Genomic DNA, 18,442 nt, shown 5'->3' on the forward strand with positions numbered 1-18,442 from the left:
TACAATATGGAAAAAGACCTAAGTAATTATAGAAAAACCTATGAAAAGGATGATTTACTGGAAGAAAATACTCCAGAAAATCCTATAGAATTATTTAGAGATTGGTTTTTGGTTGCTGATAATGATGAAAGTGTTCATGAAGCCAATGCTATGAATATTTCCACCATTGGCTTAGATGGGTTCCCTAAAAACAGAATAGTTTTGCTGAAAAAATTTACTTGGGAAGGTTTTATCTTTTATACCAATTATAATTCAGAAAAAGGAAAAGCCATTTTTAAAAATCCCAATATCTGCTTGTCCTTTTTCTGGCCAGCATTAGAACGTCAAATCATCATAAAAGGTGTCGCTGAAAAATTGGCTGAAAATTTATCAGATGGTTATTATGAATCTCGTCCTGATGGAAGTAAATTGGGAGCTTGGGCATCCAATCAAAGTGAAGTAGTTACTTCAAGAAAAGAGCTCGATGAGCGGTTGAAAGAATATGAAAATGAATTTGAAGGTAGAGAAATACCACGTCCTCATAATTGGGGAGGTTTTTTAATAAAACCAATAAGTATTGAATTTTGGCAAGGCAGACCCAATAGAATGCATGATAGAATCAGGTATACATTAGATTTTGAATTTAATTGGAAAAAAGAACGATTGGCACCATAATTTACTTTTGTAATTTACGTTTTAATACTAATTTAGCTTTATGACAATTTAGTCCGTCTTTTAACTAAAAAATATTTCCCGCGACAGCGGAGCTTAACATGAAAACACTATATATCGTTAGACACGCAAAATCATCATGGGAGTATTCTTCGATTGAAGATATTGACAGACCTTTAAAAGAAAGAGGCATAAACGATGCTTATTTAATTTCGAAAGAACTTCTTAAAAAAGTTAAGCCACCCAATGTGTTTTTGTCTAGTTGTGCAGCACGGGCTTTACACACGGCAATGATATTTGGCTACACATTTAATTATCCATTGGCAAATTTAAAAATAAGTAAATCATTATATAGTTTTAGTGATGGTTACCTCATTAAAACAGTTAAAGCCTTAGATGATGGATTCAAGTCTGCCATTATTTTCAGTCATGATCATGGTATCAATACTTTTGTCAATACATTTGGTAGTGATCCTATTAGCCACGTTCCTACTTGTGGTGTAATTGGTATTAAGTTTGACATAAAACATTGGAAAAACATAAAAAAAGGGAAAACATTTTTACAAGAGTTTCCTAAACATTATAAATAAAGCATAGTTTGGAAATAAAAAAATACGCCGCTATCGATATTGGTTCTAATGCCATCAGGTTATTGGTTTCCAATGTTATTGTTCAAGAAAATTCACCTACACAATATAGAAAATCATCTTTGGTTCGCGTTCCAGTTAGATTAGGTGCAGATGCATTCACAACGGGTGTTATTTCAGAAAACAACCAAACCCGAATGATTAACACCATGAAAGCTTTTAAGCTATTAATGGATGTTCATGGTGTTGAAAAATATAAAGCTTGTGCCACTTCTGCAATGCGAGAAGCAAAAAATGGTCAAGAGGTTATTGAGAAAATTTATAAAGAATCAGGAGTAAATATCGATATCATAAACGGTAAAACGGAGGCCGCAATTATTTCAGCTACCGATTTAAATGAGTTAATTTTAGGTGATAAATCATATTTATATGTAGATGTTGGTGGTGGTAGTACCGAATTAACCTTTTTTAGTAAAGGTAAAATTATTGCTTCGAAATCCTTTAAAATGGGTACAGTGAGAACCATTGATAAAGAAACTCATAAAGAAATTAACAAAAAAATTAAAAGTTGGATTGAAAATAAAAGTGAGGGCCTTTCAAAAATTGCATTAATCGGTTCTGGAGGAAACATCAACAAAATTTTTAAAATGTCTACCAGAGCGGAAGGAAAACCACTTTCTTATATCTATATGCGAGCACATTATAAGTTCTTAAAACAAATGACTTATGAGCAACTAATAAGTGAACTAGGTTTAAATCCAGACCGTGCAGATGTAATTATACCTGCTAGTAAAATTTACATTAATGCTATGAAATGGAGTGGAGCAAAGAATATTTATGTTCCAAAAATAGGATTAGCAGACGGTATTATAAAAGCATTACATTCGGGTAAACTAGACGAGTAACCACTGTTAATTAATTAGATATTTCCACAAAATTCGCAATCCTACAATTGCAATTAAAACCGCTGTCACTCTTTTTATTAGAAAAGGAGACAGCTTTCTAGCTCCTAGTCGCGACCCTATTTGTCCTCCAAAAAATACAGTTATCATAAGTGCTATAGCTAAATTTGAATCAAATGTAAAGCTCCCATTATTGTGATGTGTAAAGTATTGCCCCAACAACCCTGCAATAGAATTTACCAGAATAAAAAAACTAGATGTGGCTGCTATTTTTTTAGGAGTATCCCAATGTGTTAAGTGTAACAATGGCGATAAAAAAACACCTCCACCAATACCTACCATTCCAGAAACAAAACCTATCCCCCCTCCTAAAAAGCTATTCTTTACCACTGATTGTTGCCTTATCTTACCTGAGTTGTCTACCAAATATTTACTTAACCACATTAATACTGCTGCAATGATAAGGGTACTTCCCAATAATACAAAAAAGAAAGCCTGACTTATTTTTATATATCCTCCTAAAAAAGCAAGAGGAACACTAATCATACTTAACGGAATAATCTTTCGCCAATCAAAATATCCGTTTTTTATAAAAATAAATGTACCACCACTTACAACAACAATGTTACATAATAAAGCAATAGCTCTAAATTGGATAAAACTTAATCCCGTTAAGGCTAAAATGGCTAAATAACTAGAACCACCTCCAAAACCGACAGATGCGTAAAGTAAAGAAACCGCAAAGAAAAGTACTATAATTTCCCAATAGTGTAAGAAAACTTCTAAAATTTCTATCATAAATTTAAATAACACTACAAATTAAAGATTATATTTTTATCTTGCTACATATTTTACTCATTATAGCTATGGAAAAACACAAAAAATACTGGAGAGAAAACTTAAAATACCTCGCTATTCTACTGGCTATTTGGTTTTTAGTCTCCTATGTCTTCGGAATTATACTCGTTGAACAATTAAATACTATACGACTCGGTGGCTTTAAACTTGGATTTTGGTTTGCCCAACAAGGTTCTATTTATGTTTTTGTCATACTTATTTTTGTCTATGTACGCTTGATGAACAAATTAGATAAAAAATATGGATATGACACTTAAAAATAATATTCATAAATAAATTTACCCAATAACCCATCTTCATTTCAAACCCACTACTAACTAATTAAATCACATGACTGTACAAATTTGGACATACATTATCGTTGTTGCAACTTTCACATTATATATAGGTATTGCTATTTGGGCAAGAGCAGGGTCTACCAAAGAATTTTACGTTGCAGGTGGCGGTGTTTCTCCATTAGCTAACGGATTAGCAACAGCTGCAGATTGGATGTCAGCTGCTTCTTTTCTTGGTATGGCGGGCCTTATTTCTTTTAATGGTTATGATGGTTCTGTTTATTTAATGGGATGGACTGGCGGTTATGTGTTACTCGCACTACTTTTAGCCCCATATCTAAGAAAATTTGGAAAATTTACAGTGCCTGATTTTATTGGAGATCGTTATTATTCAAATATCGCAAGAACAGTTGCTGTAATATGTGCTTTGATTGTCTCCTTTACTTATGTTGCTGGACAAATGCGAGGTGTTGGTTTGGTTTTTTCTAGATTTTTAGAAGTCGATATTAATACAGGTGTCTTTATAGGTATGATCATCGTATTATTTTATGCCGTACTTGGAGGTATGAAAGGGATTACTTACACACAGGTAGCTCAATATTGTGTTTTGATATTTGCATTTATGGTTCCTGCCATTTTTATCTCCATTCAGATGACGGGTAATCCCATTCCACAATTAGGAATGGGAGGTAAAGTTACTGGAGAAAGTGTTTATTTACTAGATAAACTAGACGGACTTTCTACAGATTTAGGTTTTGCAGCTTATACTAACGGATCAAAATCATTAATTGATATCTTCTTTATTACTGCAGCCCTTATGGTAGGTACGGCTGGATTACCACATGTAATTGTCCGATTTTTTACTGTTCCTAAAGTAAAAGACGCTCGAAAATCTGCTGGTTATGCTTTATTATTTATTGCAATTTTATATACTACTGCACCGGCAATTTCAGTATTTGCTAGAACAAATTTAATTGATACAGTAAGCGAAAAAGAATACGCAGAAATGCCTGCTTGGTTTTCAAAATGGGAAACCACAGGGCTTATTACATTCGATGACAAAAATAGTGACGGTAAAATTCAATATGTTGCTGATGAAACTGTGAATGAATTAACTGTAGATCCCGATATAATGGTTTTAGCGAATCCTGAAATTGCAAGATTACCCAATTGGGTCATTGCTTTGGTGGCCGCCGGTGGATTGGCAGCGGCATTATCAACAGCAGCAGGTTTGCTATTGGTAATTTCAACCTCGGTTTCGCACGATTTAATAAAAAAACAATTGAAACCCGATATTTCAGATAAAAGTGAACTAATAGCCGCTCGACTTTCAGCGGTTGTTGCGGTAGTTATTGCAGGGTATTTTGGTATAAACCCACCCGATTTTGTCGCTGCAACCGTCGCCTTGGCCTTCGGTTTGGCAGCAGCTTCTTTTTTCCCTGCTATCATACTCGGTATTTTTGACAAACGCATGAATAAAGAAGGAGCAATTGCAGGAATGGTTGTAGGTATATTATCCATGTTATTTTACATGCTTAAATTTAAATTTCAATGGTTTGGTGGTGGTACTGAAGCGGAATGGTGGTTTGGTATTTCACCTGAAGGATTTGGTACGGTAGCAATGCTAATAAATTTCATTTTTTCAATAATAATTTCTAAATTTACTCCTCCACCTCCTGCAGAAGTTCAAGAAATTGTTGAAAATATTAGAATACCATCTAATGCAGGGGATGCAACACATTAAAAACAAAAAATGAAATTAAAAATAATTTTAACCTTCTGTATTATTGTAATTTCAGCATTATCATATGCTCAAAATAATGATAAAGCTAAGGATTTAATTGTACTTAAAAAGGGTAAACTCACTGATGGTATTACCATTAAAGAAATTAAATCAAAAAAAAACGATGTTAGTATAAATGACCCCATCATTACAAGACCACCAATATTTGAAACATGTAAATCATTAAGCGATATTGAAGAGCAAAAAGATTGCTTTACACAAACATTACAGAAATTCATTTCGAAAAAATTTAACACCTCAGCGTTAACTATCTTACCAACAGGAAGACATAAAATTGACTGTTTTTTCACAATTTCTAATGAAGGAGAGATTGCTAATATTGACATCTATTCCAACTATAAAATAGCAGAAGATGAGGCTGCTAAATTAATATCAAAAATACCAAATTTAGAACCAGGTGAAATCAATGGAAAACCAAAAGAGATTAGCTATTGGTTACCTATAACTTTTATGTTGCAATAATAAAAACAATAAAAAATGAGTAATTACAGTATCAAACATTTAGAAGAATATTATCAAGTTTATAGAAAGTCAATCAGAGATCCAGAAAATTTCTGGTCAGAAATTGCTGAAGAGCATTTTATGTGGCGTAAAAAGTGGGACAATGTATTGAGTTGGGATTTTTCTAAACCTGAAATAAAATGGTTTGAGGGTGCGAAACTCAATATTACTGAAAATTGTATTGATAGACATTTGGCTACAAAAGGCGAAAAAACGGCTATCTTATTTGAGCCTAACAGTCCAGACGAAGCTGCCCAACACATCACCTACAGAAGATTATATGAGCGTGTAAACCAACTTGCTAATGTCCTTAAAGACCATGGTATTGAAAAAGGAGATCGTGTTTGTATTTATTTACCCATGATACCTGAATTGGCCATTTCCTTATTGGCGTGTGCTAGAATTGGAGCCGTACACTCTGTTGTATTTGCTGGATTCTCTTCAAACGCTTTATCTACGAGAATTAATGATAGTGATTGTAAAATGGTTATTACATCTGATGGATCGTACAGAGGTGCAAAAACAATTGATTTAAAAGGTATTGTAGATGTAGCTTTAGATGAATGCCCTTCCATTAAAGACGTTTTAGTGGTTAACAGAATTAACTCTGACATTACCATGAAAGAGGGACGTGACAAATGGTTACAACCTCTATTAGACGCAGCTTCAACGGAGTGTGCCGCCGAAATTATGGATGCGGAAGACCCTTTGTTTATTCTTTACACGTCAGGCTCAACAGGTATGCCAAAAGGTATGGTACATACCACTGCGGGTTATATGGTATACACCGCTTATACTTTTAAAAATGTTTTTCAATACAAAGAAAATGATGTGTATTGGTGTACTGCTGATATTGGCTGGATTACAGGTCACAGTTATATCGTTTATGGTCCATTAGCCAATGGAGCAACTACCGTTATGTTTGAGGGCGTACCTAGTTATCCTGATTTTGGACGCTTTTGGGAAGTGATTGCTAAACATAAAATCAATCAGTTTTATACGGCTCCTACTGCAATTAGAGCACTGGCAAAACAAAATATTGATTTTGCAGAAACGCATGACTTATCCTCTTTAAAGGTTTTAGGATCAGTTGGAGAGCCTATTAATGAAGAAGCTTGGCACTGGTATAATGATGTTATTGGTAAAAAGAAAAGCCCTATTGTAGATACGTGGTGGCAAACAGAAACGGGTGGTATTATGATCACTCCATTACCTTATGTTACCCCTACAAAACCGACCTATGCTACCTTACCTTTCCCTGGAATTCAACCCGCTTTAATGGATGAAAATGGAGAAGAAATAAAGGGTAATCAAGTCGATGGTAGGTTATGTATAAAATTTCCTTGGCCATCAATGGCTAGAACTATTTGGGGCAATCATCAACGTTATAAAGAAACGTATTTCACGGCATTTAAAGATAAATATTTTACTGGTGACGGTGCATTACGCGACGAGGTTGGCTATTATCGAATTACCGGACGTGTGGATGATGTAATTATAGTTTCTGGTCACAATTTAGGTACTGCTCCAATTGAAGATGCAATAAATGAGCATCCTGCTGTATCTGAATCGGCTGTTGTCGGATTTCCTCATGACATTAAAGGTAATGCCCTTTATGGTTATGTTATTCTTAAGGAAACAGGAGAAAGCAGAATTCATGATAATGTGAGAAAAGAAATTAATCAGATTATAACAGAACATATTGGCCCAATTGCCAAATTAGATAAAATTCAATTCACAATTGGATTGCCTAAAACACGCTCAGGTAAAATTATGCGAAGAATTTTAAGAAAAATTGCGAGTAGAGATATGAATAATTTAGGCGATACCTCTACGCTATTAAACCCTGAAGTAGTTCAAGAAATAAAAGATAACGTATTGTAAAGACCAATAAGACGATCTATTAATTATCTGATTTTCAAATGTTTTGAGAGTTATTTCCTTGTTTTAAATTTGGATTTCTCGTTAAAATTTTGTATTTTGCTCGTTATGATAGCAATAGATAAAACAGAAAATCAAAAATTATTACAAGATTCGATTACTTATGTTGAGAAATTAGGTTTTGAAAACATAAAGGCAGACATTGAAGGTTATGAGACTCCAAAATCTTACTCCCAAAAAGGAACAGATTTTTCAGTTACACCAGATATTGTCGGTGAAAAAGCAGGTAGAAAACACTACTTCGAAGTAAGTTTAAAATCAGCTGAACCTAATCAATTGAAATCTAAATGGCGTTTTTTAGAAGTGTTAACTCGTATGAAAGACAACCGCTTTAAAATAATAACATTTAGAGGTCATTATAAATTCACTGAAGACATGTTACAAGATATTAATCTTGAAAAAAACTTAATTAAACTATAGTCTATAGTTATTCTTCTCGATATTTTGTTCTTAAAAATATCGAGAAGAATTATTTGACTCCCTCTTAGAATCAAAAGCATTTATTTATTTCTCAATAATTCATTTTGTTCTTTCATTAAATCAGTTAAATCAGACAGTAACTGTATATCTTTAGGAGTTACTACAGTATCATCCTTAGTATCTTGAGCTTTATTTCGTAACCTATTCATAAACTTTACCACAATAAAAACCGTAAATCCAATTATTATAAAATCTAGAAAAGCCTCAAACAACGCTCCATAACCTAAGGCTATTTTCTCTTGAATAATTTCTCCTGCACTATTCAATTCTGCATCTCTAAGAATTATTACTTTATCCTTAAAATCAATACCATTTGTTAAATAAGACAATGGAGGCATTAATACTTTTTTAACCAGCACATCTATTACTTTATTAAATGATGCACCAATGATAACACCAATGGCCATATCCATCATATTACCCTTTACTGCAAATTCTTTAAATTCTTTAAGTAAACCCATAATTAGCTTTTATTTCGAAATTATTAAACTCATTCCTCATATTAAAAAACAAAAATAGCTTTAATTTTTAAAAAATATTTGCAATCTATTAAAATCAAATATTTCAAAAAATAAATAATGAAATTACCATAATGAATAGTGTTAAAATGCCTTTAGGCATTTATGACAACCACAATAAGAAATGGCTTTATAAACATTTTTAACTTTATTAATACCAAATCCAAACTATTTAAAAAAACAAAGGTCTATTTAGTAGTTTAATTGTAATTTAACTATTAAATCAAAAGTTTTGAGCACTGAAGCCAACTTCATAAAGCAACTTACAAATCCTAAAACTAAGGAAAAGGCTTTTCTTGAATTGTTAGACCGTTATCAAAAACGAATGTATTGGTATATTAGAAAAATAGTGGTGACTCATGAAAATGCCGATGATGCCCTCCAAAACACTTTCATTAGAATTTTTAACAAGATAGAAACTTTTAAAGGTAATAGCTTGCTCACAACCTGGATGTTTAGAATTGCACATAATGAAGCAATTAGACTCTTGGAAAAACAACAGAAAACACATTTAGCTTCCTTAGACGAAATTCAGCCGCAGTACCTAAAAGATTTAACACAAGACAATTATTTTAATGGCGATGAATTAAATCTGAAATTCCATGAGGTTATAAACTCCAAGTTAACGAATAAGCAACGCATAGTGTTTAATATGAAATACTTTGATGATTTAAGCTTTAGAGAAATTGCAGACATTTTAGAAATAAATGAAAATACGTTAAAATCATCTTATTACAGTGCCGTAAAAATAATAGAAGATGAAATAGTAGAACAAACAAACTTTTAATAAAAATAAAGGTCTATAGAACGATTATGAAAAAATTTAATTTACATAAAATCAATAAAGAAGAGTTAACAAAACTTCATAAAAATGATCTAGGGATGGATATTCCTAAAGATTATTTTAAAACATCTAAATCAAAAATTATGGAAAAGGTAACCATCTCCGAAAAGGAAAAACCACGTGTTTTTTATTTAAGACCTAGTTTCGGCTATCTAATGGCCGCGTCAATTATCATTCTTATTGCACTGAGTATTGTTTTCAAATACAATATAAAAACGAAAAACAACTTAAATCCTGCAGACGTTGAAAATTTAGCGAATGCAAATGATGAAGACATATTAATAAATTCTCTTTTTGTCAGTGACGACGATATGAGTAATTTTTTAGACACCTACTTAGTTAATAACGTCGTTGAAAATGTAGAGGTTATGGAAAAAGAATTCGACAACATTTTTTTAAACTCAATTATTGAAAGCGACGCATTGATAGATATTTATATTGATGATAATTTTGTAGAAAATATTATTCTTTAAAAATAATTCAAACTATTACTCAGAATAAAGGTCTATTAATCAGAATCGGTTCAATAACAAAATGAAGTATAAAATTTAAAATCAAAGTCATGAAAACAAATAAAATTAAATTAGTAATACTAGCACTCGTAATGATTTTTGGAGGATTCTTATATGCTCAAAAAGAAAATCAGAATCAGGACCAAAACAGAAATCAAAACTATGAGGTTATTAAAGAAACCTTAAATACAAAACAACAAGAAATGCTCCAAAATGAACGTCGCATTATGAAGCAAAACCGTGAAATGCTTAGAGAATCATTAACTGAGGAACAACTTGCTCTTTTAAAAGATCCTGAACTTACAAGAGACCAAATAAGAGAAAGGTTAAGAGCTTCTTTTACAGATGAGCAACAACAATTGGTAGAACAACAACAAACTCGCTTACGTACTATGCGAAAAGAATTTCAAGGTACCCTTACCGAAGAACAACGTCTAATGATTCAAGAAAAGGTACAGCAACGTATAAAAAATTCTGGTGAGCAAGGTGAATTGAGAACTGGAAATCGTTCTAACAGCAACGGTCAGCGTAATAAAAATAATGGTAACGGTGGTAATGGTGGTGGTAATGGGAACAATTAACTTTAAGTTATGAAAAATACTGCCAATAAAATTTTAACACTTTTTAGAAGAACAGGGTTGCTACTTTTTATGGTGGCAACCTCTTTTTTTTCTTATGCTCAAGTAACACCTGAAGATGATGAAATAGATATATTACTTGATGAACTTTTCTTTAACGAAGATCAAATGATCGATGATATTTTGGCTTCATTAAATCGCTATGACTTTATTTATACAAGTATTACATTTAACAGCAATTCATATTTTTCTGGTAGAGATTCAGGTATTGACCAATTTAATTTTTACCCTCAAGCATCCTACTATCACTCTTCTGGTTTTAATTTTAGTATTTCAGGCCTTTATTATGAAACATTTGACCCTAACTGGGATTTCACAAGTTTGTCTTTAGGTTACAATCATTACCTAGGTAAAAAAAAGTTACTGTACCTCAGTACAGGCTATACTCGATATTTCTATAGTGATGGATCAGGTATTTTTACCAATGCTGTTGATTTAGGTTTAGGTATTCAGAATAAAAAAAGAACTATTGGTTCTACACTTTCTGCTACTTATTTATTCGGTACCGATAATGCCTTACAATTAATATCTAGCACCTATGGTAAAATTACTTTGGCAAAGAAAAAAACATTTTCTATAAAATTCAAGCCACGGATAAACTTTCTAATTGCTCAACAAACGATGGCTTTAGAAGAACTCAATAGCCAAACTCAAGAAGCAGAATACATTAATTATGATGTTTTTGATCTATTAAACACACAACTTAATTTACCAATAACATTTGTAAGTAAATCGTTCAATTTAGATTTAGGATATATGATTAATTTCCCCAATGCTGTAGCTACAGAAACTAATCTTAAATCCAATGGCTTTTTTACTATTAATATGGGCTATATGTTAAGTTTAAAAAAATAAACATAATAACTTAAAGCGGAATAGGTAAAAATGTAATTTCTTTAAACAATAATTTCTCTATCTTTGTTTGCCAACACCATAATGTCATTTTTAAATTAATATAAAATATGAAAAAACTTACCTATCTTTTATTGATTATTGTGTTAGCTTCATCATGTGACTTAAATCTAGGTAAAGATGAATTTGATGCTGTTGACTGGAAAAAAAGAACCATAAACATAAGTCAAAAAGACTCACTACAATTTGGCAGAACCTATCTTTCCGTATACTCCCAAATATATAGTTATACAGAACATAAAACACATAACCTTACGGCGATGGTAAGCTTGAGAAATACGAGTTTTAATGATACAATTTATATTCTAAAAGCTGATTACTACCATACAAAAGGGCATTTAGTGCGAACTTATATTAAACAACCTATTTACCTAGCTCCACTTGAAACTGTAGAGATAATTATTGACGAAGCCGATATTGAAGGTGGTACAGGTTCTAATTTTATTTTTGACTGGAATATTCCAAAAAAATCTCCAGATCCGCTTTTCGAGGGTATTATGAGTTCTACAATGAGCCAACAAGGCCTTTCTTTTACCACACAAGGAAAACGTATAGAATAATTTACTTTTAAAAAAACATTTTAAATACTTCTCTAGTATAACCCAAAGAAAACATCAATGATGAAATTTTTTAAATTAAGCCTAGTTCTTTTTCTTGTACACACAACTTTAATAGCACAAGACTTAACTTTTGAAGAATACAATCCCAAATCAACCTTAGTTATTCCTGGCAAGACTATAAAAAAAGCTAAGTTTCCATTTATTGACGTGCACGGACATCAGTACAACATGCCTAAACAAGACTTGAGTCCTGTAGTAGCCGCTATGGACACGCTTAACATGGGCATCATGGTCAATTTAAGTGGCCGATCAGGAAAAGACCTGCAACAATCTGTTGCCAATATTGCTAAAAATTTCCCCAACCGTTTTGTTGTTTTTGCCAATGTAGACTTTGATGGAGTTGGTAAAAAAGACTGGGCAAAAAATGCAGTAAATCAGTTAAGAGAAGATGTTAAAAATGGAGCTAGAGGACTAAAGGTTTATAAAAGTTTAGGGCTCAGAAATAAAGACACTGACGGCAATAGAATTGCTATTGACGATAAAAGATTAGATCCAATATGGGCACTTTGCGGCGAGTTAGGTGTGCCTGTTTTAATCCATGCTGCAGATCCTAAATCATTTTGGGATACATTTGATGGTGATAATGAGCGTTGGTTAGAACTCAAAACTCATCCGCGAAGAAAACGTGAAGCAAATGATCCTGCTCCATGGGAGCAAATTATTGCAGAACAACATAATATGTTTAAAAAACATCCTGAAACGACTTTTATAAACGCTCACATGGGTTGGTTTGCGAATGATTTGGGTAAATTAGGTGAGCTATTAGATGAAATGCCTAATATGAATGTTGGTATAGGAGCCATAATTGCTGAATTGGGTAGACAACCACGTTTTGCAAAAGCATTTTTTATCAAATATCAGGATCGAATTCTATTTGGAAAAGACAGCTGGAAACCCGAGGAATTTCCAACGTATTTTAGAGTGTTAGAATCTAATGATGAATACTTTCCATACCATAAAAAATACCATGCTTTTTGGCCAATGTACGGCTTAGATTTACCCGATGATGTATTGAAAAAAGTATATTATAAAAATGCGGTGCGTATTGTTCCTGGTTTGGATAAAAGTTTGTTTGATGAGTAAATTCTAATTGCTTATTTAGGATGTTATATGTATTCCATTAAGCATTTCTTTACGGTCAGGTTTCTCAAACCAACCTTCCATAAAGTCAAAGTTTTCTTTAGTCACTTCAAACTCAAAAGTCATTCCTTTTTCAGTATTTCGTTTTGTTATTCTGTTCAATCGGGTTTCTTTTGAAATATCTAAAAAATGTATTGTTAGTTCATAGCCCTTCGTTTTAGCAAATGCTCTAAACTTCTCTCTGTGTTCAAATTTTGAAAGTCCTAAATCAAGAATAGCATCTATCTTTGCGTTTTCTAACTGATCAACTAAATCCATAATCATTTTTTCGGCACGTTCAATTCTTTCAAGAAACCATTCCAATCCGTCCGTTGGTTTCTTATCAGGCAGAAAAAGTATATTATTCCATTTATCAATGGAGAAAATAACACCCTTCGTTTCCTTTTTCAATTCGTTGGCATACGTGGTTTTCCCAGCACCTGTATTTCCTACTATTAAATGAATCATTTTCTATGAATTAAATCTATGACAATCGTTTCTTGTAAAAAAATCGCTATTGTTTAACAACCATTTTAGGTTTTAATTTTCTTTTCCAATAGAGTATATAAACAGTACCTAAAAGTGTAGGTAAAGTCCATGCAAAAATATTCCAAATACCTAAACCAGCGACTAAAAATGCCGTAACCGACGCAATAAAAGCTCCAATCATTTTTCCGACGTGATTTCTAAGCCATTCATTTTTACCTTTTACAAAATTTTTATAAAAAATAAAATCTTTTATGGTTACTAAAAGTCCAAAACCTCCAAAGAAAATAAATAATAAATAATTCAAGTCGTTTACTTTCATCATACCATAGGCACCAAATAATATCATCAGTATTGATAATGATAACATGCTCCCCGATATAATTTTATCAATTGGTTTTGCTGCTTTCTTACTTTTCAACTTAAACGTTAATATTTGATTTCCTGAAATTACTAAATAGATGGTAAATAATCCAATTAGGAAAAGAAGTATGCTTTTATGATTGGGCATCCAAGAAATTGGTATTATAATCAATGAACTTGTTATCATACCGATTGAAAATAATTTCCCCATAACTTTATGAGGTTTACTTCCCTTTTTCACAATTATACTTCCCAGTCCTGTTATTAACCCTAGTCCGCCAAAAAAAGCATGGATATAAATAAAAATCTTAATTGTTTCTTCCATCGTAATATTGATTTTGTTTTTTCAAAATTCCATATTTCCTTCTACAAAATAAAACTTAATTTCTTGAATTGTTATTTTTATATGATGAACTGCAATTAATTATAAAATCTTTTAAAATTAAATATTTCTATGTCATTAATATTTTATAGACACTAAGATTCAAGTTTTCCTTATAAATTAGAAAGCCTCTTAATATTCTCCCAAGTAATCATTTCTACACCCATTTTATTTTCGAACATGTTTGTAACAAAAGCCTTTCCTAAATGCTCAACATTAATACCTCTATACTTTTTTAATGGACCAAATAATACGCGACTCAGTACGGGCCAAACCTTTAATGTTATCCCTTGAGCTAGCCCATATCTATTGGTTTTTGTTATAATCATTGAAGGCTGAAAAATACTAAGTCTATCAAAATTCATTGCTTCTAATTCATTGACTAGCTCTCCTTTAATCCGTAAATAAAAAGAGGCCGATTTAGCATTAATGCCAACCGAAGATAATAATTGAAAGTGTGTAACACCAGCTTCTTTACAAGCTTTAGCAAATGCAATTACTGCCTTTTTATCTATTTTTATAAATTCCTCTTTACTTACCTTGGAGGGTTCACCCACACCAAAGGTGCAAATGGCCACTTGATGATTAGTTATTTTGTCTCTATACGTGTTGGGATCAAAAACATTAACGTTGTGTTGTGCTACTAATGTTTCAGGTATATCTGGCAATGACCTACGACCTAAAGTTGAAATTCGTGAAACCTCCGGCCGTTTTATTAAGTTATTAAGAACTTGGTTTCCAACGGCACCTGTGGCTCCTAGAAGTATTACAGAATCTGATTTATTGGTCATGTTTTATTTCAATGATATTGTACTAAAACTTCAATTTATTTACACTGAAAATCTATGCTCTTTATTAAAAATAAACTAATTACTTCTGATTTAAAACCAAAAATTATAGAATTACTTTTTTGAGTTTAAATACCTTTTCACATGTTAACCCGTATTTTTTAACCCTCCAGATAACGAATTTGTAATGGATAACAGTTTTGTAAGCAACTGATCGCCTTTAATAGGATTGGTAACCATAACACTTCTCCATTCTTTTAAATATTGAATATGAAGTTTGTGCAATACTTCCAATTCTTTCTCTCTCCTTTTCAAATTTTCAATTTGGCCTATTCTTCTAACGGAAGCTGGCTCACCTAGTAAATCTTCAATGTGAATAATTCCCTCTTTATAATCCGTTAAAATCATATTTAAAAAATTGGATTTGATGTCTTCATCAGAAACAAGTTCTGAATACACTTTCATCAGTTCCGAATTTGCAAGGATTAAATTCGTTTCTATTTGAATTAACATGTACCTTAAAAACGGCCATGAATCAACATGTTGTTTTAGCTCATCAAATTTTGATACTTTATTTTCTTTAAGTTCTTTTAAGGCATGTCCAACACCAAACCAACCTGTTAAGGTAAAACGTGATAAGTTCCAACTAAACACCCAAGGGATAGCTCTTAAATCACTTAATGTACGTTGTCCAGATCTCCTTGCAGGTCTTGATCCTATTTTACTTTTCTCTAATAAATCAATTGAAGTTGCTTCACTAAAAAACTGAATAAAATCATCATGTTGAACCATGTTTTTATAAAAGTCAACCGATTTATCCGTTAGCCAATCTAAGGTTTCATAAGGATAAAGTTCTTCTTTTTGAGAGGTGTAAATTTTCATCGTTTGGCGAGCCACACCAGATGCCAACATTTCTAAATTGTACGTTGCTGTTAATTGATTTCCAAATTGCTGTGCAATAGATTCTCCTTGAGTTGTCAATTTTATTTGACCATTAACAGAATTTATAGGCATACTTTCCATAAAACGATGATATTTACCGCCACCTCTACTTATCGTTCCACCTCTACCATGGAAAAATATAATTTTTACATCATGCTTTTCGCCAATACTGCAAAGGCTCTCTTCTGCCTTATGCAAATGCCATTTACTCGCCAAAACTCCGCCATCTTTATTACTATCACTATACCCAACCATTACTTCTTGTGTATTTGACATTAATTTTAGGCGATTTTTGGTGATGGAAAAATTCAAAAAATCTTCTAATATCTTATCCCCTCCTTCTAAATCTTCTATAGTTTCCAAAAGTGGTACCACACGTAAATTAGTGTTTAATAGTTGTGTTTCTCTCATCAATAAATACATCACTAATAAATCACTAAGACTTCTAGTCATACTTACTATTAAAGATCCTATGCCTTCTGAACCATATAAACTAATATGTTGTCTTAAAACCCTAAAATAATCTAGTACGTTATCTGCTTCTAGACCATATGATATTGTATTATTGGTTAGTGGAGCGTGTTTTTCTAATTCTTCAGTCAAAAAAGAAACCCGTGTTTTTTCATCCCAATTATGAAAATCAAATTTTTCGAATCCCGACTTTTCTAATATCTGCGTAATTACTTTTTCATGGTAACCACTGTTTTGTCTAATATCTAATTTGGCAAGATGAAACCCGAAACATTGTACCGTTCTTTCAACAGGAAACAATATATCTTCGGCTATTCCTTGTGCTCCACCTTCTATTAAAATATTTCTAATAAATTTTAAATCTTCCTGTAAAACAGTACTTGACCTATAATAAGAATCAGATTCACCAAATTTTTCAGCAATAGTGTTTTCCATTTTAATCACCAACAGACTAACATATTGTCTCCATGGTTCATGTGGATTACGTTTTAAAGCTTTTTCACCAGACGCTCCTAAAATTTTTGCTTGCTTACTCACAGCTTCAAGTAGTGGCGTGGGTACAGGGTTTTTAATACCAGACAACGTTAAACGTGTGGCTAAATTCACCAGTTGTTTATGAATAATATCTAATGCCTTTTCACGATGTATCAAGAGCGTATCTCTTGTAAAACTAGGTGTTACAAAAGGATGACCGTCACGGTCTCCTCCAACCCAACTACCAAAATTAAAATTTGGATAATGTTCTGGTTGCGTTAATTTATCAGGGTTAAAACCCATAGCAATCCAAGATTCCTTCAGCCTTTCATCGCTCTTTTCTAATACCAAAGGGAACACCTTACTAAGGTAATACACAATATTGTCACGTTCTGAGGCGAGGTCAGGCTTTTCAAGATAAGTATCTCCAGTTCTCCACCAACGCTCTAATAAATTGATAATTTTTTCACGTATCGTATTATTCTCCGTTTTGGAGAGAATAGAATTTTCCTTTTGTACCAATAATAAGTAGAGCTCTCTTTGCAATTCAATAATTGCAATTCTCTTTGACTCAGTTGGGTGTGCAGTTAAGACTGGCATCACATTTAATGAAGACAATAACTCAATAATCTTATCTTCACTTAAACCTTGTTCTATCCATATCTTAAAAGTCTCTCCCCAAGACCCTCTATTTGCAGCTATACCATTTTGATTTTCGAGTTGCCTATGATATTGTATGGCAGCGTTTTCTTCAACTAAAGTTATTAATTGAAAATAAATACCTAATGCTTGTACAATTTTTTCATCGGAAACGGAATAACCTATAGTCTCATTTTGCGATGTTTTATTTAACTGAAGTAGTTTAATAGTTTCGTGCTCATTAATACGCGATAACATCTCTTCATAACAAAGAAGAATATATGCTCTATCATCACTTATTTTTTGATATTCATTGGTTTCAATTTCAGTATTCATCGTAAATTCTAATATTAAAATTATTTAAAAAGATATGCTATCTCACTGCCTAAAATTAGGCTAAGAATTGAAACTAAATGTAGAATGATAACAGACACACCCTATTTAGCGTTTAAAGCCTAAATATAAGTATAATCTAATTTCAATTTATTATTTAAATCCATTTTTTATAGCTCTTTTACATATGTGAGATTTGTACAGCCCCATTACAATTAAAATTATTCTTTAAATTTCGAGAGTACTTTGTAAAAAACAGCCTAACTTTTTAAATAAAATATCCTTTCTATCCTCAATACTACAATTACATTTTCAATAATCTTATGCTTTTATCATGCAAATTAATGTAACATTTATCACATTTAAAATTGATAAATATCATTAATTAGAATATCCAATATT

At 32.1% G+C, this 18,442-nt stretch carries 20 protein-coding genes; 14 read left to right on the forward strand and 6 right to left on the reverse strand.

Annotated features, from left to right (window positions below; all coding sequences use genetic code 11):
- The first annotated feature begins 6 nt into the window (after window positions 1-6).
- The 3 genes from pdxH to FF125_RS16730 all read left to right on the forward strand — a co-directional run bounded on the left by pdxH (window position 7) and on the right by FF125_RS16730 (window position 2,143).
- On the forward strand, window positions 7-654 hold the full coding sequence (gene pdxH, locus FF125_RS16720; RefSeq protein ID WP_138950859.1) for a pyridoxamine 5'-phosphate oxidase: 648 nt from the start codon (window positions 7-9) through the stop codon (window positions 652-654).
- 98 nt (window positions 655-752) lie between these two features.
- Entirely contained in the window at window positions 753-1,241 is a 489-nt protein-coding gene (locus FF125_RS16725; RefSeq protein ID WP_117879329.1) for a SixA phosphatase family protein, read from the forward strand.
- An 8-nt stretch (window positions 1,242-1,249) separates the two neighbouring features.
- Window positions 1,250-2,143 (forward strand): Ppx/GppA phosphatase family protein, encoded by an 894-nt coding sequence (locus FF125_RS16730; RefSeq protein ID WP_138950860.1) that lies wholly within the window; start codon window positions 1,250-1,252, stop codon window positions 2,141-2,143.
- 6 nt (window positions 2,144-2,149) lie between these two features.
- Here FF125_RS16730 and FF125_RS16735 read toward each other — a convergent pair whose 3' ends face one another.
- Window positions 2,150-2,938, reverse strand: coding sequence for a sulfite exporter TauE/SafE family protein (locus FF125_RS16735; protein WP_138950861.1), 789 nt, complete (start codon window positions 2,936-2,938; stop codon window positions 2,150-2,152).
- A gap of 68 nt (window positions 2,939-3,006) precedes the next feature.
- Between FF125_RS16735 and FF125_RS16740 the strand changes: the two genes are divergently transcribed.
- The 5 genes from FF125_RS16740 (at window position 3,007) to FF125_RS16760 (ending at window position 7,939) form a co-directional block, all read left to right on the forward strand.
- On the forward strand, window positions 3,007-3,255 hold the full coding sequence (locus tag FF125_RS16740; RefSeq protein ID WP_117879332.1) for a DUF4212 domain-containing protein: 249 nt from the start codon (window positions 3,007-3,009) through the stop codon (window positions 3,253-3,255).
- 73 nt (window positions 3,256-3,328) lie between these two features.
- The gene (locus tag FF125_RS16745) at window positions 3,329-5,017 is read left to right on the forward strand and encodes a sodium:solute symporter family protein (protein WP_138950862.1); all 1,689 of its coding nucleotides are present in this window, start codon (window positions 3,329-3,331) and stop codon (window positions 5,015-5,017) included.
- Between the two features lie 9 nt (window positions 5,018-5,026).
- On the forward strand, window positions 5,027-5,539 hold the full coding sequence (locus tag FF125_RS16750; RefSeq protein WP_138950863.1) for an energy transducer TonB: 513 nt from the start codon (window positions 5,027-5,029) through the stop codon (window positions 5,537-5,539).
- 15 nt (window positions 5,540-5,554) lie between these two features.
- Window positions 5,555-7,462 carry an acetate--CoA ligase gene (acs, locus tag FF125_RS16755; protein ID WP_138950864.1) on the forward strand — a complete coding sequence of 636 codons (1,908 nt, stop codon included), beginning with the start codon at window positions 5,555-5,557 and terminating at the stop codon, window positions 7,460-7,462.
- Window positions 7,463-7,567: 105 nt separating this feature from the next.
- Window positions 7,568-7,939, forward strand: a complete 372-nt coding sequence (locus FF125_RS16760) for a hypothetical protein (RefSeq protein WP_138950865.1) — start codon at window positions 7,568-7,570, stop codon at window positions 7,937-7,939.
- 80 nt (window positions 7,940-8,019) lie between these two features.
- Here FF125_RS16760 and mscL read toward each other — a convergent pair whose 3' ends face one another.
- Window positions 8,020-8,460 carry a large conductance mechanosensitive channel protein MscL gene (mscL, locus tag FF125_RS16765; RefSeq protein WP_138950866.1) on the reverse strand — a complete coding sequence of 147 codons (441 nt, stop codon included), beginning with the start codon at window positions 8,458-8,460 and terminating at the stop codon, window positions 8,020-8,022.
- A 289-nt stretch (window positions 8,461-8,749) separates the two neighbouring features.
- Here mscL and FF125_RS16770 point away from each other — a divergent pair, with 289 nt between their 5' ends.
- The 6 genes from FF125_RS16770 to FF125_RS16795 all read left to right on the forward strand — a co-directional run bounded on the left by FF125_RS16770 (window position 8,750) and on the right by FF125_RS16795 (window position 13,126).
- Window positions 8,750-9,304 (forward strand): RNA polymerase sigma factor, encoded by a 555-nt coding sequence (locus tag FF125_RS16770; protein ID WP_138950867.1) that lies wholly within the window; start codon window positions 8,750-8,752, stop codon window positions 9,302-9,304.
- Window positions 9,305-9,330: 26 nt separating this feature from the next.
- Window positions 9,331-9,834 (forward strand): hypothetical protein, encoded by a 504-nt coding sequence (locus FF125_RS16775; RefSeq protein ID WP_138950868.1) that lies wholly within the window; start codon window positions 9,331-9,333, stop codon window positions 9,832-9,834.
- A gap of 89 nt (window positions 9,835-9,923) precedes the next feature.
- Entirely contained in the window at window positions 9,924-10,454 is a 531-nt protein-coding gene (locus FF125_RS16780; RefSeq protein ID WP_138950869.1) for a hypothetical protein, read from the forward strand.
- A gap of 9 nt (window positions 10,455-10,463) precedes the next feature.
- A complete protein-coding gene (locus FF125_RS16785) occupies window positions 10,464-11,366 on the forward strand; it encodes a hypothetical protein (RefSeq protein ID WP_138950870.1) in 903 nt (300 codons plus the stop codon).
- A gap of 107 nt (window positions 11,367-11,473) precedes the next feature.
- Complete coding sequence (locus tag FF125_RS16790) at window positions 11,474-11,983, forward strand: DUF3124 domain-containing protein (protein ID WP_138950871.1); 510 nt, start codon at window positions 11,474-11,476, stop codon at window positions 11,981-11,983.
- Between the two features lie 57 nt (window positions 11,984-12,040).
- Window positions 12,041-13,126 (forward strand): amidohydrolase family protein, encoded by a 1,086-nt coding sequence (locus tag FF125_RS16795; protein ID WP_138950872.1) that lies wholly within the window; start codon window positions 12,041-12,043, stop codon window positions 13,124-13,126.
- 15 nt (window positions 13,127-13,141) lie between these two features.
- Here FF125_RS16795 and FF125_RS16800 read toward each other — a convergent pair whose 3' ends face one another.
- The 4 genes from FF125_RS16800 to FF125_RS16815 form a co-directional block, all read right to left on the reverse strand.
- Window positions 13,142-13,630 carry an AAA family ATPase gene (locus tag FF125_RS16800; RefSeq protein WP_138950873.1) on the reverse strand — a complete coding sequence of 163 codons (489 nt, stop codon included), beginning with the start codon at window positions 13,628-13,630 and terminating at the stop codon, window positions 13,142-13,144.
- 46 nt (window positions 13,631-13,676) lie between these two features.
- Complete coding sequence (locus FF125_RS16805) at window positions 13,677-14,336, reverse strand: hypothetical protein (protein WP_138950874.1); 660 nt, start codon at window positions 14,334-14,336, stop codon at window positions 13,677-13,679.
- A gap of 170 nt (window positions 14,337-14,506) precedes the next feature.
- The gene (locus tag FF125_RS16810; RefSeq protein WP_138950875.1) at window positions 14,507-15,184 is read right to left on the reverse strand and encodes an NAD(P)H-binding protein; all 678 of its coding nucleotides are present in this window, start codon (window positions 15,182-15,184) and stop codon (window positions 14,507-14,509) included.
- Window positions 15,185-15,328: 144 nt separating this feature from the next.
- Complete coding sequence (locus FF125_RS16815; RefSeq protein WP_138950876.1) at window positions 15,329-18,043, reverse strand: phosphoenolpyruvate carboxylase; 2,715 nt, start codon at window positions 18,041-18,043, stop codon at window positions 15,329-15,331.
- Between the last annotated feature and the right edge of the window lie 399 nt (window positions 18,044-18,442).

Origin of the sequence: Aureibaculum algae (genome assembly GCF_006065315.1) — a bacterium.
Taxonomy (GTDB): Bacteria; Bacteroidota; Bacteroidia; order Flavobacteriales; family Flavobacteriaceae; genus Aureibaculum; species Aureibaculum algae.